27 protein-coding genes and 1 tRNA gene are annotated in these 24,835 nt (G+C 52.9%); 22 read left to right on the top strand and 6 right to left on the bottom strand.

Features of this window, described 5'->3' with window-relative positions:
• Window positions 1-22: 22 nt before the first annotated feature.
• Window positions 23-1,282: a cysteine--tRNA ligase gene (gene cysS, locus VMS83_RS07630; RefSeq protein WP_325411461.1), complete on the top strand. Its 1,260-nt coding sequence runs from the start codon at window positions 23-25 to the stop codon at window positions 1,280-1,282.
• A gap of 142 nt (window positions 1,283-1,424) precedes the next feature.
• On the opposite strand, the gene VMS83_RS07635 is transcribed toward cysS, so the two are convergent.
• Window positions 1,425-1,697 carry a winged helix-turn-helix transcriptional regulator gene (locus tag VMS83_RS07635; protein ID WP_325411997.1) on the bottom strand — a complete coding sequence of 91 codons (273 nt, stop codon included), beginning with the start codon at window positions 1,695-1,697 and terminating at the stop codon, window positions 1,425-1,427.
• A gap of 387 nt (window positions 1,698-2,084) precedes the next feature.
• On the opposite strand from VMS83_RS07635, the gene VMS83_RS07640 reads away from it, so the two are divergent.
• The 10 genes from VMS83_RS07640 to VMS83_RS07685 all read left to right on the top strand — a co-directional run bounded on the left by VMS83_RS07640 (window position 2,085) and on the right by VMS83_RS07685 (window position 10,721).
• Window positions 2,085-2,156 (top strand) — tRNA-Cys (locus tag VMS83_RS07640).
• Between the two features lie 25 nt (window positions 2,157-2,181).
• Window positions 2,182-3,546: an O-phospho-L-seryl-tRNA:Cys-tRNA synthase gene (gene pscS / locus VMS83_RS07645; RefSeq protein WP_325411463.1), complete on the top strand. Its 1,365-nt coding sequence runs from the start codon at window positions 2,182-2,184 to the stop codon at window positions 3,544-3,546.
• 101 nt (window positions 3,547-3,647) lie between these two features.
• Window positions 3,648-4,943 carry an O-acetylhomoserine aminocarboxypropyltransferase/cysteine synthase gene (locus VMS83_RS07650; protein WP_325411465.1) on the top strand — a complete coding sequence of 432 codons (1,296 nt, stop codon included), beginning with the start codon at window positions 3,648-3,650 and terminating at the stop codon, window positions 4,941-4,943.
• A gap of 9 nt (window positions 4,944-4,952) precedes the next feature.
• A complete protein-coding gene (gene metX, locus VMS83_RS07655) occupies window positions 4,953-6,428 on the top strand; it encodes a homoserine O-acetyltransferase MetX (protein ID WP_325411999.1) in 1,476 nt (491 codons plus the stop codon).
• Complete coding sequence (locus tag VMS83_RS07660) at window positions 6,425-6,907, top strand: DUF1890 domain-containing protein (RefSeq protein WP_325411467.1); 483 nt, start codon at window positions 6,425-6,427, stop codon at window positions 6,905-6,907. The genes metX and VMS83_RS07660 overlap by 4 nt, the downstream gene beginning before the upstream one ends.
• Window positions 6,886-7,194: a DUF1894 domain-containing protein gene (locus VMS83_RS07665; protein WP_325411469.1), complete on the top strand. Its 309-nt coding sequence runs from the start codon at window positions 6,886-6,888 to the stop codon at window positions 7,192-7,194. Before VMS83_RS07660 ends, VMS83_RS07665 begins: the two co-directional genes overlap by 22 nt.
• 6 nt (window positions 7,195-7,200) lie before the next feature.
• Entirely contained in the window at window positions 7,201-8,313 is a 1,113-nt protein-coding gene (gene thiI, locus VMS83_RS07670; RefSeq protein ID WP_325411471.1) for a tRNA uracil 4-sulfurtransferase ThiI, read from the top strand.
• Window positions 8,314-8,565: 252 nt separating this feature from the next.
• A complete protein-coding gene (locus VMS83_RS07675; RefSeq protein ID WP_325411473.1) occupies window positions 8,566-9,282 on the top strand; it encodes a hypothetical protein in 717 nt (238 codons plus the stop codon).
• Window positions 9,283-9,327: 45 nt separating this feature from the next.
• Window positions 9,328-10,413, top strand: coding sequence for a hypothetical protein (locus tag VMS83_RS07680; RefSeq protein ID WP_325411475.1), 1,086 nt, complete (start codon window positions 9,328-9,330; stop codon window positions 10,411-10,413).
• Window positions 10,414-10,427: 14 nt separating this feature from the next.
• Window positions 10,428-10,721: a hypothetical protein gene (locus VMS83_RS07685; RefSeq protein WP_325411477.1), complete on the top strand. Its 294-nt coding sequence runs from the start codon at window positions 10,428-10,430 to the stop codon at window positions 10,719-10,721.
• 727 nt (window positions 10,722-11,448) lie between these two features.
• On the opposite strand, the gene VMS83_RS07690 is transcribed toward VMS83_RS07685, so the two are convergent.
• A complete protein-coding gene (locus tag VMS83_RS07690) occupies window positions 11,449-12,483 on the bottom strand; it encodes a PhoU domain-containing protein (protein WP_325411479.1) in 1,035 nt (344 codons plus the stop codon).
• A 146-nt stretch (window positions 12,484-12,629) separates the two neighbouring features.
• Between VMS83_RS07690 and VMS83_RS07695 the strand changes: the two genes are divergently transcribed.
• From VMS83_RS07695 to VMS83_RS07725, 7 genes are all read left to right on the top strand, one after another.
• On the top strand, window positions 12,630-13,127 hold the full coding sequence (locus VMS83_RS07695; protein ID WP_325411481.1) for an arsenate reductase ArsC: 498 nt from the start codon (window positions 12,630-12,632) through the stop codon (window positions 13,125-13,127).
• Between the two features lie 47 nt (window positions 13,128-13,174).
• Window positions 13,175-13,369 (top strand): hypothetical protein, encoded by a 195-nt coding sequence (locus VMS83_RS07700; RefSeq protein ID WP_325411483.1) that lies wholly within the window; start codon window positions 13,175-13,177, stop codon window positions 13,367-13,369.
• Window positions 13,370-13,411: 42 nt separating this feature from the next.
• Window positions 13,412-14,032, top strand: coding sequence for a hypothetical protein (locus tag VMS83_RS07705; protein ID WP_325411485.1), 621 nt, complete (start codon window positions 13,412-13,414; stop codon window positions 14,030-14,032).
• A gap of 123 nt (window positions 14,033-14,155) precedes the next feature.
• On the top strand, window positions 14,156-14,338 hold the full coding sequence (locus tag VMS83_RS07710; RefSeq protein WP_325411487.1) for a hypothetical protein: 183 nt from the start codon (window positions 14,156-14,158) through the stop codon (window positions 14,336-14,338).
• Between the two features lie 387 nt (window positions 14,339-14,725).
• Window positions 14,726-15,628, top strand: coding sequence for a type II secretion system F family protein (locus VMS83_RS07715; RefSeq protein ID WP_325411489.1), 903 nt, complete (start codon window positions 14,726-14,728; stop codon window positions 15,626-15,628).
• A 6-nt stretch (window positions 15,629-15,634) separates the two neighbouring features.
• Window positions 15,635-17,029 carry a type II secretion system F family protein gene (locus VMS83_RS07720; RefSeq protein WP_325411491.1) on the top strand — a complete coding sequence of 465 codons (1,395 nt, stop codon included), beginning with the start codon at window positions 15,635-15,637 and terminating at the stop codon, window positions 17,027-17,029.
• Window positions 16,986-17,489, top strand: coding sequence for a hypothetical protein (locus tag VMS83_RS07725; protein ID WP_325411493.1), 504 nt, complete (start codon window positions 16,986-16,988; stop codon window positions 17,487-17,489). Before VMS83_RS07720 ends, VMS83_RS07725 begins: the two co-directional genes overlap by 44 nt.
• A gap of 80 nt (window positions 17,490-17,569) precedes the next feature.
• Here the strand turns inward: VMS83_RS07725 and VMS83_RS07730 are convergent, their stop codons facing one another.
• A complete protein-coding gene (locus VMS83_RS07730) occupies window positions 17,570-18,118 on the bottom strand; it encodes a response regulator (protein WP_325411495.1) in 549 nt (182 codons plus the stop codon).
• 169 nt (window positions 18,119-18,287) lie between these two features.
• Here VMS83_RS07730 and VMS83_RS07735 point away from each other — a divergent pair, with 169 nt between their 5' ends.
• Window positions 18,288-19,625, top strand: a complete 1,338-nt coding sequence (locus VMS83_RS07735) for a histidine kinase dimerization/phosphoacceptor domain -containing protein (protein WP_325411497.1) — start codon at window positions 18,288-18,290, stop codon at window positions 19,623-19,625.
• Between the two features lie 186 nt (window positions 19,626-19,811).
• Window positions 19,812-21,596 (top strand): CHASE4 domain-containing protein, encoded by a 1,785-nt coding sequence (locus tag VMS83_RS07740; RefSeq protein ID WP_325411499.1) that lies wholly within the window; start codon window positions 19,812-19,814, stop codon window positions 21,594-21,596.
• 47 nt (window positions 21,597-21,643) lie between these two features.
• On the opposite strand, the gene VMS83_RS07745 is transcribed toward VMS83_RS07740, so the two are convergent.
• Window positions 21,644-22,255, bottom strand: coding sequence for a hypothetical protein (locus tag VMS83_RS07745; RefSeq protein WP_325411501.1), 612 nt, complete (start codon window positions 22,253-22,255; stop codon window positions 21,644-21,646).
• A gap of 251 nt (window positions 22,256-22,506) precedes the next feature.
• Between VMS83_RS07745 and VMS83_RS07750 the strand changes: the two genes are divergently transcribed.
• On the top strand, window positions 22,507-22,953 hold the full coding sequence (locus VMS83_RS07750) for a hypothetical protein (protein ID WP_325411503.1): 447 nt from the start codon (window positions 22,507-22,509) through the stop codon (window positions 22,951-22,953).
• A gap of 348 nt (window positions 22,954-23,301) precedes the next feature.
• Here VMS83_RS07750 and VMS83_RS07755 read toward each other — a convergent pair whose 3' ends face one another.
• The gene (locus VMS83_RS07755; protein ID WP_325411505.1) at window positions 23,302-23,490 is read right to left on the bottom strand and encodes a hypothetical protein; all 189 of its coding nucleotides are present in this window, start codon (window positions 23,488-23,490) and stop codon (window positions 23,302-23,304) included.
• Window positions 23,487-23,849 carry a DUF5658 family protein gene (locus VMS83_RS07760; protein WP_325411507.1) on the bottom strand — a complete coding sequence of 121 codons (363 nt, stop codon included), beginning with the start codon at window positions 23,847-23,849 and terminating at the stop codon, window positions 23,487-23,489. Before VMS83_RS07760 ends, VMS83_RS07755 begins: the two co-directional genes overlap by 4 nt.
• A gap of 233 nt (window positions 23,850-24,082) precedes the next feature.
• Here VMS83_RS07760 and VMS83_RS07765 point away from each other — a divergent pair, with 233 nt between their 5' ends.
• Entirely contained in the window at window positions 24,083-24,766 is a 684-nt protein-coding gene (locus VMS83_RS07765) for a hypothetical protein (RefSeq protein WP_325411509.1), read from the top strand.
• The last annotated feature ends 69 nt before the right edge of the window (window positions 24,767-24,835 follow it).

A 24,835-nucleotide genomic window follows, 5' to 3' on the forward strand; every position in this document is an offset into this window, starting at 1 on the left:
TCTCCCAAGGAATAGTGATACCATGAAGCTGTACAGCACCCTGTCGAAATCTGTCAAGCCGCTGGAGACCCTGCACCCTGAACGGGTCTCTCTCTTCGTCTGCGGCCCGACGGTCTACGACTACCCTCACCTGGGCCACGCCCGGACCTATGTGGTCTTTGACGTACTGGCAAAGTACCTCCGCTGGACAGGAAAGGAGGTCTTCTATCTCCAGAATATCACGGACGTGGATGATAAGATCATCAACCATGCACGCGAGGAGGGCATCTCCCAGTCCACCCTTGCACGGAGGTTCGAGACGGAGTACCTCCGGGACATGCAGAGCCTCGGGATCGATGCGGTCAGTTACTATGCCCGGGCCACGACCCACATCCCGGAGATTATAGGGCAGATACAACGGCTGGTCGACCGGGGTGCCGCCTATATCACTGAGGCCGGTGTCTACTTCAACGTGGATACCTTTGCCCATAACGGCGAGCTATCCGGGCAGGAACGTGTACAGCGTGTCAGCCGGGTCTCCGATACCACCAAGCACAACCCGCTTGATTTTGCGCTCTGGAAACTCGGGGAGTACGGCGAGTACACCTGGGACTCTCCCTGGGGCCGGGGCCGGCCCGGGTGGCATATCGAGGACACGGCGATCTCCGAGAAGTACTTCGGCCAGCAGTACGATATCCACGGCGGCGGCCTTGACCTCATCTTCCCCCATCACGAGGCCGAGATCGCCCAGATGGAGTCCCTTGAGGGGAAGCACCCGATGGTACGGTACTGGATGCACACAGGGTTCCTGACAGTGAAAGGCGAGAAGATGTCCAAATCACTCGGGAACTTCATTACGATCCGGGATGCGCTCAGGACCCGGGATAAGAATGTCCTGCGGTACTTCATCCTCCTCTCCCATTACCGGTCCCCCCTCCAGGCCACCGATGAAGGCTTGGCGAACGCCGCAAAGGGACTCGACCACATCCGGGCCATTGCGACCAAAGACAAGGGGGCCGATGCGGAGGGGCGCAGAGCCTTTGTGGAGGCTCTGGAATCCGATCTCAACACACCCGTAGCCCTTGCGGCGATCCAGAGACTTGCAGGAAACGGGGACCTCGGGGCACTCAGGGAATACGGGCAAATCCTCGGGATCAACTTCCTGCGGGAGACGAGCGCACCTTTGAGTGTCCTGCAGGATATCCGGGCGGAACTGAGGGCACAAAAGCAGTTCGCGGTTGCGGACCTGATCCGCGAGCGGATGGTCGCAGCGGGGATGATTATCACCGATGCGCCCCTGTAAGGATGCCTGCAGCCTTGCGGGAGCACCTGGCGGTTTCCCGGGGAATGCCCGGGGAGCACGCATCGCACAAACGGATCAGGAAAAATGGCAGGGTTACCCGGGCCGGGCCCAGCTCATGAGATTTACGGGTACCGGGAAGACATCATACGGCGATCCCTTCCCCCCGGGGGACGTTCAGCCCGTACAGGCTCTGCCGGGCGTCCGTGAAATAATACCGCTCGACAACGATCTGCTCTTCCTTGAGCCGTCCCAGCGCATACCTCACCGTCCGCGACGGCAGCGAAGTCTCCCGTATGAGATCCTTCTGCGTGAGGCGGTCTCCGTTTTCCAGTACCTTGTATACGAGCTTGGCCGATGGCGGCAGGTGCCCGATTCCCTTATTGCTCTTTTCGCTGGTGTTTACAACAAAAACGATCCCTCATAGTGGATCACCAGTACCTGATAGGAATTCACAATTGTTAAGTATTTCGGTGTACCGGATCGAAAAACCGGTTACTCCTGTAAAAACAGTATAAGCCTCGTGCGCCAGGAGGTTTTCGGGAAAAACACGCCCCCGCGGTCCGGTGGTATGCGGCAGGTGCCTGCCTCCTCTTCTTTACGGATAATTCGATCACCCTTATTATCCTCTCCAAGAATATTTAGTGCGTGTTTAATATCCTTCAGAGTCATGAAAATAACGGGCATAAAAATGCGTCTCCGACGTAAAATGCGATCAGGAAAATCCTGCCGATGCCAGAACATATAAATATTCACGATTGTTATCTAGTATAGTCAAAATCACAATCGTGAATACATACAACAAGCCAGTGTGGCGGAGTGGTTACGCGGTTGACTGCAGATCAACTACACCCCGGTTCAATTCCGGGCGCTGGCTCTGCACATAAAAAAGGTGACACACCATGAGTATCCGAATCCAGAAAACATTCGAAGCGCTCTTTGCTCTCGAAGAGATCCGCGGGCTCTTCCGCGAGTCCCTGCCCACCGGCTTTGACCCTGCGGAAGAGGCAGCGTTCCGGCAGAAAATTGCTGAAGCAAAGGCAATCCTTGCCGATCTCGAGGCAGGTACCGGCTCGCCGAAGGTCACAAAGATTGCCGGCTCCATCGACCTGCGGACCAGGGAAGAGGAGTCCATCAACATCCAGCCGATCCAGGCCGCGGGCCGGCTGACCACGGAGGCGAGGAAGGCACTCATCTCCTACGGTGACGGGTACTCGACTTGTGATGCCTGCAGAAAGCCGTTCCGGCTGGACAAGATATCCCGGCCGGGTATAGCGGAGTTCCATGCGGACCTTGCGAAGTTTGTTAACATGGACCAGGCCCGGGTCGTTCCCGGTGCACGCCGGGGGTTCCAGGCGGTTGCAGGAACGCTCGTGAACAAGGGCGATTCCGTGATCGTCTCGGCGCTCGCCCACTACACCGAGTTCCTGGCCGTGGAAAATGCCGGCGGTATTGTAAGGGAAGTGCCGCTCAACAATGAAAATATCGTGACAGGCGAGGCAACGGCACAGAAGATCGAAGAGGTCAAATCTGAGACCGGAAGACTCCCGGTGCTCGTCATGATCGATCACTTCGACTACCAGTTCGCAAACGAGCACGAGATCAGCGCAATCGGGAAAATCGCACACCAGTACGACATCCCCCTCCTGTACAACGGGGCCTACACGGTTGGCGTCCGGCCGGTTGATGGGAAGAAGATCGGGGCAGACTTTGTCGTCGGCTCCGGACACAAGAGTATGGCATCGGTCGCGCCGTCCGGGGTGCTTGCAATGACCGATGAATGGGTGCCAAAGGCACTCCGCACCACCGCGATGGTCGGCGACCTTACCAAACGGAAGTTTGGCATCAAGGAAGTGGAAATGCTCGGCTGCACGCTGATGGGCGGGACGCTGCTCTCGATGATGGCATCGTTTCCCGCAGTAAAGGAACGGGTGCTCCACTGGGATGAAGAGGTGAAACGCTCCAACTTCTTCATCGACCGGCTCCTGAAAATTGAGGGGAGCCGGGTGCTCTCCGAGTACCCGCGTAAGCATACGCTCACCAAAGTCGACACCACTGGAAGCTTTGACACGGTCGCACAGACCCACAAGCGCCGCGGTTTTTACTTCAGTGATGAGCTGTCGTCCCGCGGGATTGTCGGCGAATTTGCCGGGGCAACCCGGACCTGGAAACTGAACACCTACGGCCTGTCCGAAAAGCAGGTCCACTACCTTGCCGAGGCCTTTACCGGGATCGCAGAAAAATACGGGATCCCTGTTGCAGCATAACGCCGGATATTTCAGGTATCCCCTCAGGAATCAACCCGTGATAAAATCCGAAAAAGATGCCAGGATAAAATCCTGTACAAAAGACCGCAGAGAAACCAGCCATGTCAGCAAAGAAGATTCATCTTGGAACCCTCGCCCTCCACGCAGGGCAGGAACCGGACCCGACGACCGGGTCACGGACTGTACCGATTTACCAGACCACCTCCTACGTGTTTAAGAACACGGAGCACGCCGCGAACCTCTTTGGCCTGCGCGAGCTCGGGAACATCTATACCCGGCTCATGAACCCGACGACCGATGTGTTCGAGAAGAGGATGGTGGCCATTGAAGGCGGGACAGGAGCGATAGCGACAGCCTCCGGTCAGGCTGCGATAACCTACGCGCTCCTCAACCTCACCCGGCCCGGGGACGAGATTGTCTCTGCCGACAATCTGTACGGGGGCACCTACGAGCTCTTCCACCACACGTTCCCGAAGCTGGGACGCCACATCGTCTTCGTGGACTCGTCGCGGCCTGAGGAGTTCAAAAAGGCAATTACCGGGAAGACCCGGGCCATCTATGCCGAGACCGTGGGCAACCCGAAACTCGACACGCCCGACTTCGAGGCAATCTCAAAGATCGCCCACGAACATGGCATCCCGCTGGTTGTCGATAACACCACCGGTGTTGGCCTTGTCCGCCCGATTGACCATGGAGCCGATATCGTTGTCCACTCGGCGACCAAGTACATCGGCGGCCACGGCAACTCCATCGGTGGGGTTATCGTAGACTCGGGCAAATTTGCCTGGAACAACGGCAAGTTCCCCGAGTTCACCGAACCCGATCCGGGCTACCACGGCCTGAAGTACTGGGACGCGTTCGGGGACTTCCCGGGCCTCGGGAACGTTGCCTTTGTCTTCAAGATCCGGGTCTCCCTCATGAGGGATACCGGGGCGGTCCTCAGCCCGTTCAATGCCTGGCTCTTCCTCATCGGCCTTGAGACCCTCCACCTGCGGGTCCCCCGGCACTCGGAGAACGCGCTCGCCGTTGCGAAGTACCTCAAGGGTCACCCGAAAGTTGCCTGGGTCAACTACCCCGGCCTGCCTGAACACCCGAGCCATGAGCTGACAAAAAAATACCTCCACGGCGGCTTTGGTCCCATCGTCGGCGTCGGCATCAGGGGAGGGGAGACGGCAAGCAGGAAGTTTATCGACTCCCTGAAGCTCTTCAGTAACCTCGCGAACATCGGCGACTCAAAGAGTCTCGTCATCCACCCGGCAAGCACGACCCACCAGCAGCTTACCGTTGAGGAACAGGCAAAGACCGGTGTCACCCCGGATGCCGTCCGGCTCTCGATCGGCACCGAGGACATCGAGGATATCATCGAAGACCTTAATCAGGCCCTTACCCAAGTCTAGGATATGAGTATGCTCCGTGGTTCGCTTGGCATTGTCACAACCGGATACGCAGACCTCCCCGGTCCCTTCACCCTTGAGAGCGGAGCGGTCCTGCCCGGGGTGACCATCGCCTACGAGACTTACGGCAGGCTCAACAAAGAGAAGAGCAACGCGATCCTCATCTGCCACGCCCTCTCGGGCGATGCCCACATCGCCGGGTTCCACGAAGGGGACGAAAAACCCGGCTGGTGGGACGCGGTGGTCGGGCCGGGCAAGGCCTTTGATACTGACCGTTACTTTGTGATCTGCAGCAACGTGCTCGGAGGGTGTAAGGGCTCGACCGGCCCTTCCTCCTTCAACCCCGCTACCGGCAAACCCTACGGTGCAACCTTCCCGGTGGTGACCATCCGTGACATGGTCAACGCCCAGAAACTTCTTCTCGATGTCCTTGGAATTCCCGAACTCTACGCGGTTGCCGGGGGATCGATGGGCGGCATGCAGGCGCTCCAGTGGGCGGTCTCATACCCGTTGCTGATGAAGAAGGTGATCGTGATCGCCGCGACCGGGTACTCGACGCCCCAGCAGATCGCGTTCAACGAAGTGGGGAGAAAAGCCATCCTTTCCGATCCTGCCTGGAATGGCGGGAATTACTACGGCAGGGACATGCCTGCCCACGGCCTCGCCCTCGCCCGGATGGTCGGCCACATCACATACCTCTCCGACGAGTCGATGCATACGAAGTTCGGGAGGGCACTCCAGGGAAAAGACCAGGTGGGCTTTGATTTCTCGACCGAGTTCGCTATCGAGAGCTACCTCCACCACCAGGGGGATACGTTCACGAAAAGGTTCGACGCGAACTCGTACCTCTACATCACCAAGGCGATCGACTACTTCGATCTCACCCGGGAGGGGTCCCTTACCACCGGCCTTGCAGCGGCAAAGGCGGCGTTCTTTGTTATCTCCGTGACCTCGGACTGGCTCTACCCGCCCTACCAGTCGCAGGAGATCGTGACAGCGCTCACCGCAAACGAGCGCGAGGTGCACTACTGCGAGATCCGGTCCAACTACGGCCACGATGCCTTCCTCCTCGAATCCGGCCAGATCAATTACCTGATAACACGGTTCCTCTCCCACACGGTTGTCGGGGACGTGATGACCCGCAATGTCGAGTGCATCGAGGAGGGCACCACGATCGCGGTTACCGCCCGGCGGATGATCCGCTGCAGCGTTAATCACCTGCCCGTTCTTTCTGCCAACGGCCAGCTCGTGGGGATCGTGACCTCGTGGGACATTGCAAAGGCGGTGGCATCCAATTTCCTGTGGCTCGACGAGATCATGAGCCGGGACGTGGTCACGACCACCGAGAACGAGCCCGTGGACGAGGCGGCCCGGAAGATGGAAGCCCATTCCATCTCGGCGCTGCCGGTCGTCAATGCCAACAGTCGCGTGATCGGGCTGATCACGAGCGATGCGATCAGCATGCTCATCGGCAGGCAGATTCCATGACCGGGCCGGTTGCACCCCCGGAAAAGGCAATCATCGTGCTCGGCTGCCCCGAGGTGCCGGTGCAGCAGGCGCTTGCGCTCTATGTAATATCCGGCCTCCGCGACCGGGGGACGGACGTGCTCGTCACCGGGAACCCCTCGGTGCTCGGCCTCCTGAAAGTATCAGACCCGAAAGGTGTGTACATCACAAAGACGCTCGTACTGGAGACATGTATCGGGGAAATTATCGAGAGAACGCGGGACTGCACCCTCTGCATCGTTTTTGCACACAACGACGCGGCCATCGCGTACGCGGCGACACTGCGTCATCTGCTCCCAGAGAGCAGGTTTGTCGTGGTCGTCTTCGGAAAAGATCCGGAACCGCTCGCAGCGGAGATCAACTTTTCCTGTGAGACGATCACGGAAAAAGCGGTGCACAACCCGGCGCAGCTCAAGGCAAAGATCAACAAGGTGCTTGGATGGGCTGTATCGAGAACCTGAAGTACGAGAAGATCCTCCCGCTGGGCGCTTCCTTCAAGGAGTGCCGGGAGTACGTTGAGAAGAACTATACTGAAGTCTGGTACGTGGAGCCGGGGTACAAGCTCTTCGACGAGTACATCATTGGTCTCCCGCCTATCGTACTTGGGATCGAAGAGGAGACGAAGATCACGTTTCCGTATACCAAACCCTGCCATGGGACCTATCTCCTGCGGATCGAGGGAAAAGAAGAAGTTGAACGTGTCCGGAAAACGGCAAAGACGAAAAAACAGGCCTGTAAGACAAGGTGAGATGTGATGACAACAAAATGGCTGGTCCGGTATTCGGAGATCTTCTTAAAATCGGACCCGGTGCGCCGGCACTGGGAACGCGTGCTGATCAATAACATCCGTGAGCAGCAGCCCGGGGTGAAGATCAGAAGCGAACGCGGCCGGATCTGGTTGACCGGCACGGTTGACCCGGTAAAACTGCAGCATGTCTTTGGGATCGTCTCGTTCTCACCGGTCGAGCACGTGGCCCGCGATGCCGCCCTGGAAGACGCCGTGATCGAGTACGGCAGGGCCCACGGCCTTGCTGCCGCAAAGACGTTTGCGCTCCGGATCAGGCGGGTGGGCAGGCACGACTTCTCCTCCAACGACAAGGCGATCGAACTGGGGGATGTGGTCCGGAGGGCCTTCCCGCACCTGAAAGTCAACCTCGCCACCCCCGAGGTGGAGATCCATGTCGAGATCCGGCAGGACGAGTGCTACCTGTATGACACGGTGATCAAAGGTGCCGGTGGCCTTCCGCTCGGGGTGGAAGGGACGCTTGTAGCCCTTGTCTCGGGCGGGATCGACTCCCCTGTTGCGGCGTACATGATGATGAAGCGGGGCTGCACCATTGTCCCGGTCTTTGTCGCCCTCGATACTTTCCTTGACGAGACGGTGCTTGCCCGGGCAGAGCGGGTGGTGGAGATCCTGCGGCAGTACCAGCCCGATATTGCGCTCCGGGTGATCCCCGATTCGTACCTGGCTGCCGCAAAGAAGGAACTGGTAAAGAACCACCAGGAGAAGTACACCTGTCTCTTCTGCAAGCGCCGGATGTACCGGATTGCGCAGGCGGTTGCCGGGGAGGTGGGGGCCAAGGGCATCGTGACCGGCGAGTCGCTCGGGCAGGTGGCCAGCCAGACGCTCGATAACCTCGTCGTACTCTCCGATGCAGCCACGATCCCGGTCTACCGTCCGCTCATCGGGTTTGACAAGGCGGACGCGATCACGATCGCCCGGGAGATCGGGACGTACGAGGAATCCGTGAGCAAAACAACGGGATGCAGGGCGGTGCCCAAGGGCCCGTCAACAAAAGCCCGGCTGGCAGAGATCCGGGAGATCGAGCAGCAGATGGAATCGGCCACGATGTCCCTGCCGGTATGAGGGCGAACTCTGTTATCTCGTATCTCTAGCCCCAGAACACGCGACATGTCTGTCATGTGAAGAGCCGGGTATTGTTTCTGGTCCGCTCCTCTCACATAGTGCCCTATTTTTGGAAAATGATGGGCCTTTCCTTTTTGGATTTATCCCCGTTAGGCGAAGAGTGAAAAAAATTCCTGTCCCCTCAATCAAAAAGGAGTAATGTATATATATAATCCAGATTTAGTATATATTCAATCAAAAAACTATATTCTCATGGCACGAACCGTTGATCCCTGGACTGATGCAACGCACCTCGATCTTACCGATCTTGCGGCCCTTCGGATGGGTCTCTCGCGTGCCCAGCAGGGAGTTCTTCACAGGTATGTCATGGTTCCCGATCAATGGGGCCTGCTGGATAAGATACGACACTATATGCCGCTGTGTGCGTTTTTTGCCGGCGAACTGACCCGGGACGCAATTTTTGCTGCAAAAGATGCCTCAAGTGAAGAGTGCGGGTTGGTAAAACTTGCGTATGGAATGCATTTCCTTCAGGACGCTGGGAATCCATGGCATGCCCTGCCACTCCTCCCCCGGTACCAGAAAAATCATTCTGTCTATGAGGACTATGTTGCCCGGAACATGCAGGAAGGTTTCCGGTTTCATCGTGCCCTTATGAAAACACCCGACTGCGGAATCATGCGCTCCCGGTTTACCCGGAGAATCGGAGAGGGTACTGCACAGCTGGCCCGGCAGGCAGTCCAACACTTTCCCTTCCTCGACAAACGCATCCGGACGGATCCGGCATGGCAGGAATGTGATGAGGTAGCCCGGGTCACGCTTTCCCTGCTTTCTGCATGCCTGCAGATGTGTGAGACGCAAATTCACTCGTTTTCTATCCGGGCGGAGGTGCAGGCAGTCCGCCCGATTCGCCTGCCGGTAGCAGTAACATGGACGTTCCTTGGATCTGATAAGCGAAGGCTGACGACGTAAGGACTCCTGGAGCCGGCAGAGCAGGGATATGGGGATCGGTGTCTGATGGGATCGGTATTTGTTTCTCCCCTGAACTGGGGCCTTGGTCATGCATCGCGGGATGTACCTGTCATCCGCGAGCTGCTCAGCAGGGGACATCATGTGACGGTTGGAACGAGCGGCAACGCGCTCGCATTTCTCAAAAAGGAATGTCCGGAATGTACGTTTATCCCGTTCGAAGATTACCCGGTCCCCCATAACAACGGACGGATCTTTTTACCCACGTATACCGCATATATTCCTACGTTGATCGATGCGTATGTTTCTGAGAGGAAAAAAGCAGAAAAAATATTCTCTGAAAACCACTATGATCTCATAATCAGCGATTCACGTTCCGGCGTCTTTTCAGAACATATTCCCTCAATCCAGATCACCCACCAGCTGCACCAGAGTCTCCCCCTGATTGCATGGCCGCTCGAACTTCTGGGAGTTTACCTCCAAGCTGACGCATTTTCCCGGTTTACCCGGATCGTGATCCCCGATAATCCCACTGATCAGGACGCCCTTGCAGGAAAATTATCGCGGAGCCTTATCTCCGGGATCAACGATCGGCTGTATTATTGTGGCGTCCTCGCAAGTACCAGGAAAGAGCCCGTGGAAAAGGACATTGATTACCTCATCGTTATCTCGGGAATGGAACCCCAGCGGACTGCTTTGGAAAAGATCCTCCTGCAGCAGGTCTCTTGCCTTCCGGGAAAAAAAGTGGTTCTGCTCGGCAAACCGGCACAGAACCAGAAAAAAATTCTTGAAGATGGGACTGAGGTGTTTTCCTTTATATCGAGCCAGGAAAAATCGCAGTTCCTGTCCCGTGCACGGTTTATCATCTGTCGTTCCGGGTATACTTCGATGATGGACATAGCGGAAGCGGGATTGAAAAAAGGTCTCTTTATCCCGACTCCGGGCCAGTGGGAACAGGAATATCTCTCCCGGTACTATCATGAACGTGGCTGGTTTTATTCCCGGAGCCAGTACGGTATCAGGCTCTCCAGGGATATCCAAAAGGCGGATTCTTTCTCGGGATTTCCCTCAATGTCTTCCACCCGGGAGAACGTCCGCAGGTTATACCGTTCTGTACTGGCAGAATATCTTTGAAAGGTGTGTTACCCATGGAAGAACCTTCACTCGATTATGCTCATGCGGATGCGAATCCTGGAAAGCCGGAGTCTCTTGTTGTTCAGGTACTGGATAATCTCGCACTGATATGGAGCATCGGTATCGGTATAGGGTACGCGTTTCTCGTTGCGTTTGTCTGCTGGATAGGCTACCGGTGTTTTCTTATCTACCATGCGTACGTGAACGGGGATATGGTGTTCATCATTGAAGAAATGAGAATCGATCTGCTCATCACTGCCGTATATTTTGGTGTTGCAGCTATCCTCAGAAGGAAAGGTATAATCTGAAAAATCTGATGACCGGAAATAGTTACTGCTGTTCCTTCCTGCATACGGTCGAAAACTCCACGTGCAAAATATATATTTCTTCGTTAAGTCTATATATTTTTGAATACAAGTATGTATTTGATGAGGGGCAGGACCTGTCCTTCCCGGAGACGATTCGCATGATCAGTTCATACCGGATTCATCAGGAACAGATAAAAAAAGTCGAGCAGAGTCTCAAAGCGCCCTATCAGCGTTATTCCGCGGATACCAGAGGGATCAAATCTTCCGGCAGAGGTGCGGTACGGACAAAACAAACCCAACAGGATCCCCCCCACCTGCCACCACCGCCTGTTCCTGCACTACGATGTGTGCAATGCCATAAGCGCATTCACGAGATGGATTACCATTATACAGAACATACCGGATTATGTATTACCTGCTGGGAAGCACAGGAGGCCTGACATGGCGATAAAAAAGAAGAAAGCAAAAAAGGCATCACTATCAGGGAAAAATACCCTGACACAATCTGCATACACTCATGATACATCCAGGAGACCGCACCTTCAGTCGCCCATTGGCACAGGTGCGCCTTTCGGAGCCCTTGTCTCCCGGGTAAAATCCTATTTCAATCTCGGTAAAACCGCAGAGGCATAAATAAGGCAGGACCGGAAAATCGGGGTTACCAGAAACCTCTCCGTTTCATGAAATACAGGCCGGATAAGGAGGAGGGCGTTTCCCTGTACAAAAATTATTTTCCTGAAGATTTCCTGCGAAGCGACCGGTCCTCTTCGACTATGTAATTGATCACGTTCTCGGAAATATCCGCTGAGTACTCCCCGGCCCTGCGGATACTCTCAGAGATGTAACTGACTGCAATCGCTGCCATGGTCTCCTGCTTGAAGGCCATGTTGCTGATATCCCCGCAGACATGCTCAAGCGCCGAAACAGACTCGATGGTTTTGTGGGCCTCGCGGATATCTGCATTGAAAAACGAGATGATGCTCTTGTCGAAGATCTGCATGGAGAGGACGCTCGCCTTCTTTAATGCGGCTACGATCTTCGGGTCGAGATCGGCGTCCAGCACCGGTTGGGCATTCTCCGCAATCCGTACTGCATGGTCCCCGATCCGCTCAATGATCTTACTGATCAGGTGATAGTACATGGCCATGCCTACTGACACCTCCATTTTCCGGGAAAGGGATGGGTTCTGCATGATCATGTTAGTCTGGCGGGCGATCAGCCAGTTAAGCCGGTCAGAATCCATATCCCGGTTGATCACGTCACCGGCGAGAGTATGGTTATGAGTCTCAAGAGCGGTAATTGCATCCTCATGCATATTCCTGACAATCACAAACATCCGTTTTATGGTGTTGTCAAACGGCATCTCCGCAGGGTTGAGGAGATCCTTTATCATGATGAGTGTATCCGTCTCTTCTACGACTTCCTGCCCAATCGTCATCTGGGTGAAATCCCTGACAACGGTCCGTACAAAAGGCGGAAACCGTTGTTTCGATGTGATCCGGATGGTTGTGAATCCTGTGATGTAGGTTCCGATCAGCATCCGGAACAGGAACGAAGGATCCGTGATATGCCCGATATCGATCTCCTTGACCCGCTGGAGCGGCTCGTCCGTGGTCTTTTTTGTGACCAGAAGCGTCCCATCAGGCTGTGTGATCAACCCAACCGGATCGTTCTTCTTTATGCGCATCTCCTGGACCCAGTCTTTGGGCAATGTGACTACAAATGATGACCCCCCGGTCATCTGTACCCGGCGTATTTCCATTTTTGTTACACCTCACAGATAGAGTAATATGATAAATATGCTTGGCTCTATTTTCTTTCTACTTGTATATATAAATGCATAGTTTATGTCGAAAAACTGTATATGACTACAGGGTAAAAGCCTGTTGAGATTAGATGGGGGTATCAATGGCATCAGGGAAAAACGAGCGCGTCATTTTTATCTGCTCTTTCAATTCTGTCCGATCCCCTATTGCAGAAGGATTATTCCGGCAGAGAACAAACGACTGGAACTATACGATTTTTTCCGCGGGCATTGCGCCTATCCGGGTTCGTCCTTATGCAGTCAGGATTATGCAGGAGAGTGGTATCGATATATCGGGCCATGTTCCTGCATCATTGTACCAATACCGGAACTCCCATTTTGATTATGTAGTTACCCTTTGCGATAATGCACGCACGACCGCTGAAGACGTATTATCCGACAGTGACCATTTCCTTCACAAAAACTTCGTCAGCCCCCAGGAAATTGGCAGATCTGCGGAAGAAACCCTGATAGAATACCGGCAATTGCGGGATCATATCGCAGCATGGCTGGAGGATATTTTTCCTGGTCATCTGTCCGACCCGGGAAGAGAGTACCTCAGTGAACCTGAACTACACGATAACCCGGCCCGTGTTGCCTGATACCTGATCTCTCACCAGAAAAACGACCTTGGGCACGCAGGATTAAAATGACCTATAACGCCTCATCGAACATGCTCAACCTTGATGGCCCCCTCATCCAGATATTCGTGGGATTTCTGCTTGCCATCATAGGGTGTATCCTTCTGATAAGTGTACCGGATTATTCCCAGGTTTCCTATCTCCTGTTTCTTGTAGCCGGTGTCCTGGTTGCTCTCGCGATGATCTTCCTTGCGGGTGCCTGAAACCCACAGATTAAATAGAGTAAATGGGAAGAATATATATTATTGAGTGATGACTATTTAGACAGTCACCCGGAAAATTATTATGTCCACGCCAAACGGGTAAAAGAGGGCCAATCGTACAACGCGACAACCGGAGTTACCATGTACCATCTGACCTCGAAAATAACTACCAACCCGATAAACCAGGGGGGGCTTATCGCCGGGGCAATCGGGGGTGAGTCCGTTGTGCTGGTTGTGCTGGTAAACACGCTCCTTTTAACAACCTTTTCGCAGGACAGCATTCCCCTCACTGATCCAAAAGTCATTGCGTGGAACGCAGCGTACCCTTTTCTCATTATTACCATCTTTGAAGGGTGGGGAGTTTTTGCTGCATGGCTGTCAATTTCGGCAATGAAGAACAGAACCGATGCATTTATGGCGGGATTCATTGCAGGCATTATGATCGGGATCCTCCTTGAGGTGATGTGGGTAGCACAGCTCGTCAGCCTCGTATCTCACGGGATAAGTTCCTATATCGGAGCCGTATCATGGCTCGGGAATTCTCTCGTTACCGTCGTTGTCCTGATCATGTTTGTCATCATGGGAGGGGTACTCTCGGGATTCGGGTCCTCTGTTTTCTATATCTTCAGATCAGAACAACATCTTCCCGTTTCATATGAATGAGGCGATGCAAGTCTTTGAGCCGGCAGACGCCGTTTTTCGTGTGTCGCCCGGAGCATATGTCCCGACCGGATCCGGTCGATACTATATAGAAATTATTTTAAGTATATACTACAAGTACAAACTATGTGTTTATGCCTCCAGCCCTACCGGCACAACACCCGGCTATGCGCCGATGATCCTATTCCCGATCGTGATACCGAAGACGCTCTTCCGGAACTGAAGGGAGCGGATATCCTCACTGACAACCACGGCCTGACCTATATGTCCGTCAGGAACTGCGATCTGGATCGATTCAGTGCAAAATAACTCACGAGTGTGATCTCTGTGCAATCCCCGATCGAACAATCTGATCTGCCTGCCCGTCAGAAAACTGGTTTTCCTGCATCAGTTGGGAAGCCTGGCGGTGCTGCTGCAATGGAGAAGATGCATCCTGATGATCTCTCCGGGCTTCGCGAATGGGTATGTGCCAAACACCATGAGTTCTCCCCGCGGGATGCGTTCCGTTGCATGTATACTGCTCCCTGGCGGGTGGGATAGCCAAAGAACAGGTATGTGCAAACGCAAGAAAAGGCCGGGTATAAAAAAATCTGTGGGGGATTTGCGTGGTGCAAATCAATGAAACGCCTCAAGAAGACTATTCTTCTTGATACTCTATAATTTGCATACTAACTATATAAATACATTTCGATAACTATGGTAGCAGAAACGGATAGTTTTGAAAGGATTTTTGAGACGTACAAGCGTTTCTGCTATACTTTCGGCCGCTCCTTCGATCGGAACCCAAACCGCGATATTATCAAACTGATCTACCAGGCCGATCTCGAAATGACGCCGGGAATGTTCACCTCCTTATGGATAATGACAACCATCCTTACCGGGGCAGTCATGATAATGATTGCCTCATTCATCTTCCTGCTCCCCCAGAGCCCTTTTGCGATACCTGCCCCTGCACCTTATATCCTGCTTTTTGCCCTGATTGGTTCGGCAGCGATCGCCATCGGCTTTCCGTTTTACCTGCAGAACCAGATCGAGAACAAGAAACGGGACATCGACACCCAGATCCCGTATGCCCTCTCGTTTATGTCGATCCTTGCCAGTTCTGGTGCAACACCGCTCGATATTATCCGGAGAATCGCACGAGAAGAGTACGGGCAGATCTCCAACGAGTTTCGTAAGGTCCTGTTCCGCGTGGACGTACTCGGTGAAGATGTGGTCACCGCGATGAACGGATTGATACAGAACACGCCCTCCGACCTGTTCCGGGATATCTGTATCGATATTACGAACATTATTTACGGCGGTGGCGGATTGAAATCCTATCTGGAAACAAAGTCGAAGGAACTCATGGCTATACGGCGCCAGACCTACAAGGAGTTCGTGGAGTCCCTGGCCGTCTTCGGGGAGGGCTATCTGGGGGGGGTCGTCATGACGATCACCCTCGCCATTCTCGGTGTTGTAATCTCCGGGGCACTGGGTATCCAGCTGGGGCCATTTTCTGCGCATGATATGTTCAACTACCTCATCTACCTGATGATCCCGCTCATCAACGTGATCTTCCTGCAGATGCTTGCCGTAAAATATTCGACAAATCCCTGATCAGCCATGCAGACACCACAACGAAATCCCCCGGTTCGCAAAAAGATGGACGAGCTCCACGAGATTATAGAGCGGATACGGATCAAGTACAACCCGCCCAGGGAAATTTTCACGATCGCAATCCCGGTTGCCATAGCCCTGCTGGTTGTCCTCGCTGCCTTCCTGATGGGGTACACTCTGCACACCACGGAAAAACAGCAGGCATCGGCAACCACAAGTGACAAGGAACAAGCCCTCCAGGCATACCTTGCCCAGATGAATGCTGAGAACGGCAATGCCACCACAGCTGCTGCAACACCGTCAGCACCCGCTGCACCGACCATGGGCCTCGATGAGGTAATGGTCTTTGCCCTGATCATCGCCATTCTCCCCTATTCGATCGATATCACGCTCCAGAAACGGGCAGTCCGGAAAAAAGAGGAACTCTATACGGAGTTCCTTTTCAAGCTCTCGGAACTGATGAGAGGAGGACTTGATCCTATCAAGGCAGTTAAAGAGCTTGCAAAGACCGATCTCGGGGTACTGACCCCCCATATCCGTATTGCATCAACTTCGATGGTCTACGGGAAGTCCTTTGAAGAGGCGATGAAGGCAATGGCCAAATCGCTTCATTCGGACCTGATAACGAGATACACGCTTCTGGTGATCCAGGCCTCGTATTCCGGGGGATCGGTAGCTGACCTTATCCTCAAGGCATCGGAGGACATGCGGAGTATCATTTCCATCGAGCGCGAGAAAGAGGGAAATCTCCACCAGTACGTGATGATCTTTTACTTTGCGCAGGCCATTATCATCTTTATTGTTTACATCCTGACGACCAGCCTGCTCCCGTTTGTCCAGCAGCTGGGCGCCACCCAGATGTTTGGCAAAACGGATATCGGAAATATCGATTTTGCCCGCGGATTCTTCCACATGATTATCCTCAACTCCATCTTTGGGGGACTGATCATCGGCAAGATCAGCGAAGGGGATTCACGGTACGGTCTCAAGCACGTGGTTGTCCTTGTGGCTGTAGGGTATCTTGCATCCGCCCTGTTTATTCTTCCTCCACCGGTTGAACAGGTGGGGCCCAAAGTTAACATTACGGTAATTTCAGGCGGACAGCAGGTGGGCTTGGCATCGTTGCCCCTCGCAAACCCGATCGTCTTTAAGCTCACCGACGCCGCAGGTAATCCGGTAAACAGCACCTCGGTTCAGTTCAGTATTACACCAAGCGGGAGTGTAAGTCCCCTCACAGACACATCAAATAATGATGGGCTCGTCCAGGTTAAACCGGTATTGGGTGCAGATCCGGGGACCTACTTCATTGTAGCTAAGGCAAATGGGGTAACAGTATCAGTACCAATAACCGTAAGCAATGGAGGAGCAGGAGCCAATCCTGCTGCTTCAACTGGGGGTTGAATCCATGTCAGAAGGATTGTTACTTAAAATGGGTATGGGTATTGGGTTGTTGCTCTTCGTTGTTTCGATAGGATGTACCTCCGCAGGAGTTTCAGGTATCGGCATAACAGCAATTCAACCGGATCCTGAAACCGGTATTGTTTCATGGATAAATGCAGTGAATCAAAAAGATGTGCACCAGATTTACATTCTTGCGCCGGGCGATATTAAAAAGCAGATATCTTATGAACAATTTGCAGCGGCCAATGAAAATAACGCATTGCTGACAAATCCCAACTTGAAATTTTCAGGTTACGAGATTCTTAACAAGACCTCAAATCAATCCACTGCTAAAATCAGCGCCATGCTGGTTATGCAGAAACCGGTATCTGAAAATTCTACGCAGGTGGAATCCGTCCCGGTCTTTTATACCTTCATTTTGACATACGAAGATAATCAATGGAAAGTCTGGACAATCTAGTCAGGACATTTTCTGTTGACAAACCTTTTTCCCTGGTCTGGGTTTTCCCTTGCGGTGACCGCCCCATCGTCTGGTAATGGTCAGATTCCCTGAACAAAGTGATGGCATTTTGGACAGACCCACCCGACCGGGATCATCTCGCCGCGTTCCTGCGAAAATGTCCGGATCATGGAAGTGCCACAGGAGCAGATGGGCTGGTGTGCAACAGCCTGCTGCTCCATGAACTGATCAATCCTGCGTTTTTTGTACAGGGCACTCTCGATACTTGCAAAGAGTTCCCGGGTATTGATAGGCTTGACCAGGTACCCGCTTGACTCTGTCAGAACCACCCGGCGGATTGTTTCATCATCGCTATAGGCAGTAAGGAAGATAACCGGGGTGCCGGACTGCCCTTTAATCTTCTGGGCCGTCTCGATACCGTCCATATCTCCCTGAAGGTGGATATCCATGAGAACCACATCCGGCTGCTGCTCACTGATAAGTGCAAGGGCTTCCTCACCGCTCATGGCAATACCGGTCACGGAGTATCCGATCCTTCTGAGCGTTTCTTCAAGAGTGACGGCAACCAACCCTTCATCTTCTACAATAAGGACCTTCTTTTCCGCGGGATTTACCAGATTTTTGATCATGGTTCGCTGGTGAAGTATTGGGGTGCAGACTATATTTAGTTGTCTTTAATATAGAGAAAAGCACTAAACTATTTAGCAGAGTAGGCAGATGAACGATCCGAAACCTGTCAGTTCTCCGGGAAAAGGAGAGATAAACCCGTTTGTGCAGATCCCTGAAGATCCACGGAGTATGGGCCTGTTAATCATCACGATAACAGGCGCGATCATAGTCATAGCGGTCATCAGCCTTGTTTACGGGATTGGTGACCTGTACGAGTTTCTCTTCCTCCTCCCTATTGTGATGACCGCGTATTTCTTCCCCCGGTACGGGATTGCCACATCGGCGGTCATGGGGATTATACTCATCGTCCTCAATCTCATTTTCCTGGGAAGCGGTATGCAGGTACTCTCCCTTTCATCATTCACGTTCGCGGTATTCGTGGGAATCGGGGGAATCGTTACCATGCTCTCAGAGAACATCTCCGGGCTGAAAAAACGGTACCAGGATATTTTTTCCATGTCCGAAGCGGGCATGATCATTTTCGACCGGGAGACCGGGATGATAAGTGAGGCGAACCCCAGCTTTCTTACGCCGCTTGGCTATCTCTCTCTTCGTTCCGGCGTCCCCCCGTTCAGTGAGCTGTTTGACCGCCCGGAGCAGTACCGTGATCTGGTGCGTGACGTCTCTGCCGAAGGAAGGGTAACTGACAGGAAGTGCCAGATCCGGACCGCATCAGGCGATATGCGCCAGTTCCAGGTTTCGGCCTGCTTTTTCTTCGGGCAGTATATCCTCTGTACATTTACGGATATCACCGAACGTAAAAAATACGAAGACACCCTGCGCCAGTCGTTAGCGGAAAAAGAGATCCTGCTCAAGGAAGTACATCACCGGGTCAAGAACAATATGCAGGTGATCATGAGCCTGCTCGAGCTGAATGCATTAAAGGCAGAGAACGAGCGTGAACGGGCCCAGTATGCCGAGATGCAGGGGCGGGTCATGACCATGGCACTGATCCATGAGAAGCTGTACCAGTCGCCGGTAGCCGGATCGATTAACGCACAGGATTATTTTGCGGATCTTCTGCAGAATATCATCTCTGCCTCCGCCATGCCTGGTGTACAATGTATTGTGAAAGCATCCGGAGTCCATCTCGATATTGACAAGGCAATTCCCTGCGGGCTCATTATCAACGAACTGACAACGAACTCACTCAAGTATGCCTTCCGGAATACCGCCGGTTCTGAGATCCAGCTCCTGTTAGGTACCGGGGGCAACGGTGTTTGTACCATGGTATATTTTGACAATGGGCCGGGAATCCCGCCCTCCCACGAGATTTCCGGCTCAGGAACCCTTGGGATCCGGCTGATCCATATGCTTGTACGCCAGCTCAGGGGAGAAATCCTGATGACCAACCATAATGGCACCCATGTACGTATCCAGTTTCCTCTCGCCATGCATGACTACGGGATGCAATCCACTGTTTCATGCATGGCTGAAGAACAGACAACAATTTCCCGTTGGTCATGAGCTGTTTATATGTGCGTTGTGCCGCGTGCACTATTGTAAGGAACGGCTCGTTTGGGTAAAGGCTTGTATCCTGCCTAAAGTTGGCCGCTTTCCCGATAAGGGGATCCCGTGTGTCTATATCACTATAGAGTCTAAATAAGAAATTATGATGTGATCTTAGCAAAGATAATATCCCTGGGTTCTTCAATGAAGGTCCGCACACGCACCCGTTTGATCCTGGCTGCCATGGCGTTAATTTTTTTGATCGGCCTCAGTTTTGTTACCCAGTTTGTCATCCTTGATTCCTTTCGTTCTATAGAAATGCAGCAGATGACAGCGAATGTAGAACGGGTAGTTGCAAATATCAACAGCCAGGAGAAAACGGTTGCAGCCTCCTGCAGGGACTGGGCCGGCCGTGATGATACGTATACTTTTGCGGGGATCATGGAAACACCCGGGCCATCATCCGGGGGGACTTTTAACCAGCCGGTTCTGCTGGGAACCCTGGATGTTGACTATCTCCTGATATACAATACTTCAGGGCAGCTGGTCTTTTCCGAAGGGGCGCTGGGGGCCGATGGAACCCCGGAGATTGTACCCCCACAGCTGGGAGATATTGTCGATGACAGCATCATTCCGCCAGGTGTACCGGGTGGGGTATCGGGGCGGCACGGGATATCGTTTTTGAACGGCGAACCAGTTATCATGGCCGGCTACTCAATACAGGGGAGCAACCTGTCGCAGCCTTCTCATGGCACCCTTGTCATGGTCCGGGTCCTCAACAGCCAGAGGATCAATGATATGGAGAGTGTTCTCCAGATCCCCGCCTTTACCCTGCTACCTCCTTCTCAGGGAACAGGTATCGAGGGGATCAGTACCACAGACATACAGAGAATGAAAAAAGGCAGCATTGTCAGCCAGCCGATCAATAACAGCCTGATGGGGGGAACAGCGATGATTTCCGGTATCGAGGACAAGCCAACCTTCCTTACGCTCCAGGTGTATACAGATCGGATGGTAATCGATGAGGTCCAGACCGCAATTCTGATCGTAGCAGCGGTCATCATCCTCATGAGTGTAATTTTTATTGTCGCCGTCCAGCTCCTGCTGCAGCGTTTCGTCCTCGGACCGATGAGTGCTGTTGATAACAATATAAAAATAATCGGACAATCCGGCGATCTCTCCCGCCGGATCCCGGAACAGGGTGACGAGGAGATCGTTTCGGTGACCCATGCCCTCAACCAGTTGCTTTCTGATCTTGAAGAGAAAAGGGCCGAACTCTCCGCAGCGAGAACAGAGCTGGCCCAGCGGAACCGTGAGCTGGAGGAGCTGAACCGGAAGGCAAACCTCTACCTGGACATTTATCTCGATGTGATCACGTACGAGATCCTGAACGCTCTCATGGGTCTGCGGGGATACGCCGAGTTCCTTAACGAAAATGCCCGGGAAAACGAGAAACGTTTCCTGAAAAAAATCAGCGAGCTGGCGCAAAAAAGCAGCAATGTCATTCGTAATATCGAGACTATCAGCCGCATCTACAAGATGCAGCCGGGAGTCAGTGCCGTTAACCTGGAAAACGTCCTGAGAAATGAGATGACGGGTAGCCCTGGTGCCCATATTCTCCTTGAAGGATGTAACCGGATGGTTTATGCAAATGACATGCTCGGGGTGGTCTTCAATAACCTGTTCTCGAACAGCTTCAAGTTCGGGGGACCTGATGTATGCATAACCGTCTCTGCCGGTGATGCCGGCGAAGGGATGCTTGAAATATCGGTTGCGGACAATGGCCCGGGAATCACTGATGAGATGAAACCCGGAATCTTTGACCGGTTTGCCAAGGACAGTAAAACCCGCAGCAGCTACGGGCTCGGGCTCCATATCGTCAAGATGCTGATAGAAGGGTACGGGGGCCGGGTGTGGGCTGATGACCGCGTACCGGGGGTGGTCTCGTCCGGTGTTGCCATCCGCTTTACCCTGAGGCTGGCAGAATAAAAACGATATCGCGGTTTACCGACAGGTACCTTGAAGGGAATAATGCCTTATCCGTGTCGCTCACGGGTATCGATAAGGAAACCGTCCTCGCTGACGGTGAACGGCAGCATCTTTTCAAGGAGCCGGGCTCCCTGCATCTTGGGGATATTGAGATAACGCTTGAGCTTATCGCCTTCAGTGACCGTGGTAATCTGGATAACACCGTCTGCCATGGCCCGCAGAAGTGCCTCATGCCGTTCCGGGAGAAGACCGCGATCCATCAGCAAAAGAAAGACTTTTCCGGATTTTGCTGTTGTTCCGATACGGGAGATCGCTTCACGGATCTCCGCAAGGGATGCATCAAGGAAATACAGGGAGAACTGGTCCACGATGACGATATCCCCGATACCCTGAAGGGTGAGATGATCGAGGAGTGTGTTTGGGGAAACCGCAGGCAACTCCTCCGCGTGAAAATCTTTTGGAGGCAAAATCCGCATCCGTTTCATCTCGTTGAGGATATCATCAGCGGATCTCGTGGTGATATACCTGACCACTTTTCCGTTCCCAACTGCTTCGGCGGCTATGTACTCGGCGTACACCGTTTTGGCAAGCCCGTTATCCTCTTCGATCAGGATCACGCTCTTTTCCGGAAATGTATCCATGCCATGAACGGGTGCCATTACCTTACGTTTGCATGTTCCCTCTCATAAGTGCTTTGAAGATACGATCGGGATCATCAATAACACTATTGAAAAATACGACTCAATCGGTCAAAGAATGCGATTTCAGTAAATATATCCGACTGGATCCCGCAATAAGCCAGTTTAACTCATTATTTTGGAGAATTATAAATAGTTTGACCGCAGATTATTCAGATATCCCCCACAGAGACCGTTTCAAAAAAAGGGTGAGTCTCAGGGATGCATCCATCATGCAGACCATCCCAACCCTCTTGAAGCGTATCTACCATACGCCGGCTTGCATTGCCCTTATTCCCCCGCTTGCAGTAATTATCGATTATTCGCTGACATTTTTCCTGGCGGGAAGTAACCAGATGATCCTCCAGTGGGAAGCAAGCCTCCTTGTGCGCTATGCTGTCGCACACAATATCCTCGATATTTACCTGATCGGGATCATCCTGTTCTATTACGGGGCATCCTATGCCGTGCTCCATATCCTGAAACAAACCCGCTATTACGCGTTTGGTGTGGGCCTTATCGGGATGGTGAGCATCATCCACGTTCTGGGTGGGTTGTCGTGGCAGATGAAAACAGCGTGGTACTCCAACTGCATAATGTCCCTGTCATTTTTGTCCGTCATCATTGCACTCTGCCTGTTCGGATATTCTGTTGTGCGTCAGGCACGTTCAGTACCTTAAGGTTAAGAACCCGCAGAAAACGAACGGATTTTTCCCTCTATTATCTCTATATTAATCATATATGCCTATATTTTAAATTCAAAAAGAATATATCCTGAATGGTACAGATTACTCCCCCGGACAGGCAGTGCGGGCAATGCAGAACCACAGACCCGTAATAAGAAGGAGCGAAGCAACCCGTGAGCAAGACACAAACAGACCCGGAAAAGCTAAATCATAAAATAATTCCCGCCGCTGCCTGTCTTACCCTTCTTACTGTAGCGAGTTTGTCGGTTTACGGGAGTTTTGACCTTATTTTCCCGTTTATCGCCACTCTCGCGGGGATAGTCATTGTATATCTGGCGGTTCTTAGGGTAACTGCACAGAAGATACCGGCATAACCCCCAATAGGGATTCATCTGTTTTATCCATTATTGTTTTTCTGTTCGTATCACCGGTATCTTCCCGGGCAGTCCTGAAATCGGGAACGATATGCAGGGAGGGTCCATCTCCTTCCGGGATGCAAATCCTCTCCTGTCGAAGAGCATCGCTGGTCATCCATGGGCAAGGATAAGCAGCTGGTCTGAGTACGTCAGCCAGAACAGGTTCATCGTGAAAGCAAGCATGTAAGGAATGCAGGCAACCTGGACAATCCGGAGGCCCAGACCCCGGTAATTACGTTCCATGATGTTTGCCACCAGGATCGTAAAAAGGGCAAACAGCAATTTGATGCCGAGGTGGAGAAAGGGCTGGTGAACGATATATGCCATGAAGGGATTAGCTTCCGTTGCTGCTCCCGCACCGGCCCCTTTCCAGAGGAGCAGTGTTGTGGAGAGGACATCAAAGATGACAAGAAACGTCAGAAAAAGCATCCATTGGCTGTCAATGGCGATGTTGTCCGGAAATATCGTCTGCATCGCAGATTTAAAAGGGGATGACCGGGTCTTGCACTGCATCAGAGGGAATTCTCCGGGTGGTTGCTCGTTAGATGAGTATCTTCTGTTTCCCTATAAATAGATATACCGGTTTCCTCAATAAAAACAAAAAATCTTTATTCAATATCTTTTTAATATAGAGATTGTACCTTAAGTATAGATGTCGGCACACGGGCGTGCCGGATCTGTCCTCTCCTCCCCGGGGTCGTGCGGCCGTGAACCTGATCATCCTGAAATACGGCATCCTTATCGGAGCTCTCCTTGCAACCACGCTGTACGTTTCCCCTTCTTTAAACCCGCTGTCCTCACCGTCCGGAGATCAGAACAGCAGTGAGATCGATGCGCAGTCCATCTTCGCTTTCGGATCTCAGGTTTTCTACAAGGAGGTGTCAAAGCCCGGGAACGAGTACATGCAGACCAGCGTGCAGGGGTATTCGAAGAACCTGGTACCGACCGATTCAGATAACCAGGCCTATGCCTCATCCTGGCAGGCCGGGGTGGCAGACTTTGTAGCCGGATACGACCGGTGCACTTCCGCGCTCTTCGACCTTGCCTCAGTGCCAACGATGCTGACGGCAAAGGAGAAGATGGCGGTATGCGATGAATTTGCGAACGGGGAAAGTCAGATGACCAGGGGGCGGGGAGAGTTCGCTTCAGCAAAGGGAAGTGCATCACCGGCGACCGACTCAGGCTTTACCATTGCGATGGTACTGGAACGGGTCGATGAGATTATCCAGAGCTCGGATGACGCGGACACGGCATGCATGAAAGCAGTCGTCGCCGATCATAACCATGATCCGTCAGGATTTTCAGAGAATCTCAAAGACGCACAGAGTGCTGTGCAGGAGATGCAGCGGGTCTATCCCGAGCTGAAAGTGCTGAGCAGTGATTTTACCTGAAATCACGGCAGGAGATGCTGACAGATGAAAGCAGACAAAAATTTTGCAAAAACTCCGTATGCGGAGAAG

The organism is Methanoregula sp. (assembly GCF_035543475.1).
Taxonomy (GTDB): Archaea; Halobacteriota; Methanomicrobia; order Methanomicrobiales; family Methanospirillaceae; genus Methanoregula.

Bases quoted from the DNA above. Each gene is read 5' to 3' on its own strand.
- VMS83_RS07745 (WP_325411501.1), bottom strand. From the start codon at position 22,255: ATGGCACCCGTTCATGGCATGGATACATTTCCGGAAAAGAGCGTGATC.
- VMS83_RS07690 (WP_325411479.1), bottom strand. From the start codon at position 12,483: ATGGAAATACGCCGGGTACAGATGACCGGGGGGTCATCATTTGTAGTC.
- VMS83_RS07740 (WP_325411499.1), top strand. From the start codon at position 19,812: ATGAAGGTCCGCACACGCACCCGTTTGATCCTGGCTGCCATGGCGTTA.
- VMS83_RS07720 (WP_325411491.1), top strand. From the start codon at position 15,635: ATGCAGACACCACAACGAAATCCCCCGGTTCGCAAAAAGATGGACGAG.
- VMS83_RS07750 (WP_325411503.1), top strand. From the start codon at position 22,507: ATGCAGACCATCCCAACCCTCTTGAAGCGTATCTACCATACGCCGGCT.
- VMS83_RS07650 (WP_325411465.1), top strand. From the start codon at position 3,648: ATGTCAGCAAAGAAGATTCATCTTGGAACCCTCGCCCTCCACGCAGGG.
- VMS83_RS07680 (WP_325411475.1), top strand. From the start codon at position 9,328: ATGGGATCGGTATTTGTTTCTCCCCTGAACTGGGGCCTTGGTCATGCA.
- VMS83_RS07675 (WP_325411473.1), top strand. From the start codon at position 8,566: ATGGCACGAACCGTTGATCCCTGGACTGATGCAACGCACCTCGATCTT.
- VMS83_RS07710 (WP_325411487.1), top strand. From the start codon at position 14,156: ATGTGTTTATGCCTCCAGCCCTACCGGCACAACACCCGGCTATGCGCC.
- pscS (WP_325411463.1), top strand. From the start codon at position 2,182: ATGAGTATCCGAATCCAGAAAACATTCGAAGCGCTCTTTGCTCTCGAA.
- VMS83_RS07725 (WP_325411493.1), top strand. From the start codon at position 16,986: ATGGAGGAGCAGGAGCCAATCCTGCTGCTTCAACTGGGGGTTGAATCC.
- VMS83_RS07755 (WP_325411505.1), bottom strand. From the start codon at position 23,490: ATGACCAGCGATGCTCTTCGACAGGAGAGGATTTGCATCCCGGAAGGA.
- VMS83_RS07700 (WP_325411483.1), top strand. From the start codon at position 13,175: ATGACCTATAACGCCTCATCGAACATGCTCAACCTTGATGGCCCCCTC.
- VMS83_RS07660 (WP_325411467.1), top strand. From the start codon at position 6,425: ATGACCGGGCCGGTTGCACCCCCGGAAAAGGCAATCATCGTGCTCGGC.
- metX (WP_325411999.1), top strand. From the start codon at position 4,953: ATGCTCCGTGGTTCGCTTGGCATTGTCACAACCGGATACGCAGACCTC.
- VMS83_RS07730 (WP_325411495.1), bottom strand. From the start codon at position 18,118: ATGATCAAAAATCTGGTAAATCCCGCGGAAAAGAAGGTCCTTATTGTA.
- VMS83_RS07665 (WP_325411469.1), top strand. From the start codon at position 6,886: ATGGGCTGTATCGAGAACCTGAAGTACGAGAAGATCCTCCCGCTGGGC.
- VMS83_RS07735 (WP_325411497.1), top strand. From the start codon at position 18,288: ATGGGCCTGTTAATCATCACGATAACAGGCGCGATCATAGTCATAGCG.
- VMS83_RS07715 (WP_325411489.1), top strand. From the start codon at position 14,726: ATGGTAGCAGAAACGGATAGTTTTGAAAGGATTTTTGAGACGTACAAG.
- cysS (WP_325411461.1), top strand. From the start codon at position 23: ATGAAGCTGTACAGCACCCTGTCGAAATCTGTCAAGCCGCTGGAGACC.
- VMS83_RS07760 (WP_325411507.1), bottom strand. From the start codon at position 23,849: ATGCAGACGATATTTCCGGACAACATCGCCATTGACAGCCAATGGATG.
- thiI (WP_325411471.1), top strand. From the start codon at position 7,201: ATGACAACAAAATGGCTGGTCCGGTATTCGGAGATCTTCTTAAAATCG.
- VMS83_RS07695 (WP_325411481.1), top strand. From the start codon at position 12,630: ATGGCATCAGGGAAAAACGAGCGCGTCATTTTTATCTGCTCTTTCAAT.
- VMS83_RS07685 (WP_325411477.1), top strand. From the start codon at position 10,428: ATGGAAGAACCTTCACTCGATTATGCTCATGCGGATGCGAATCCTGGA.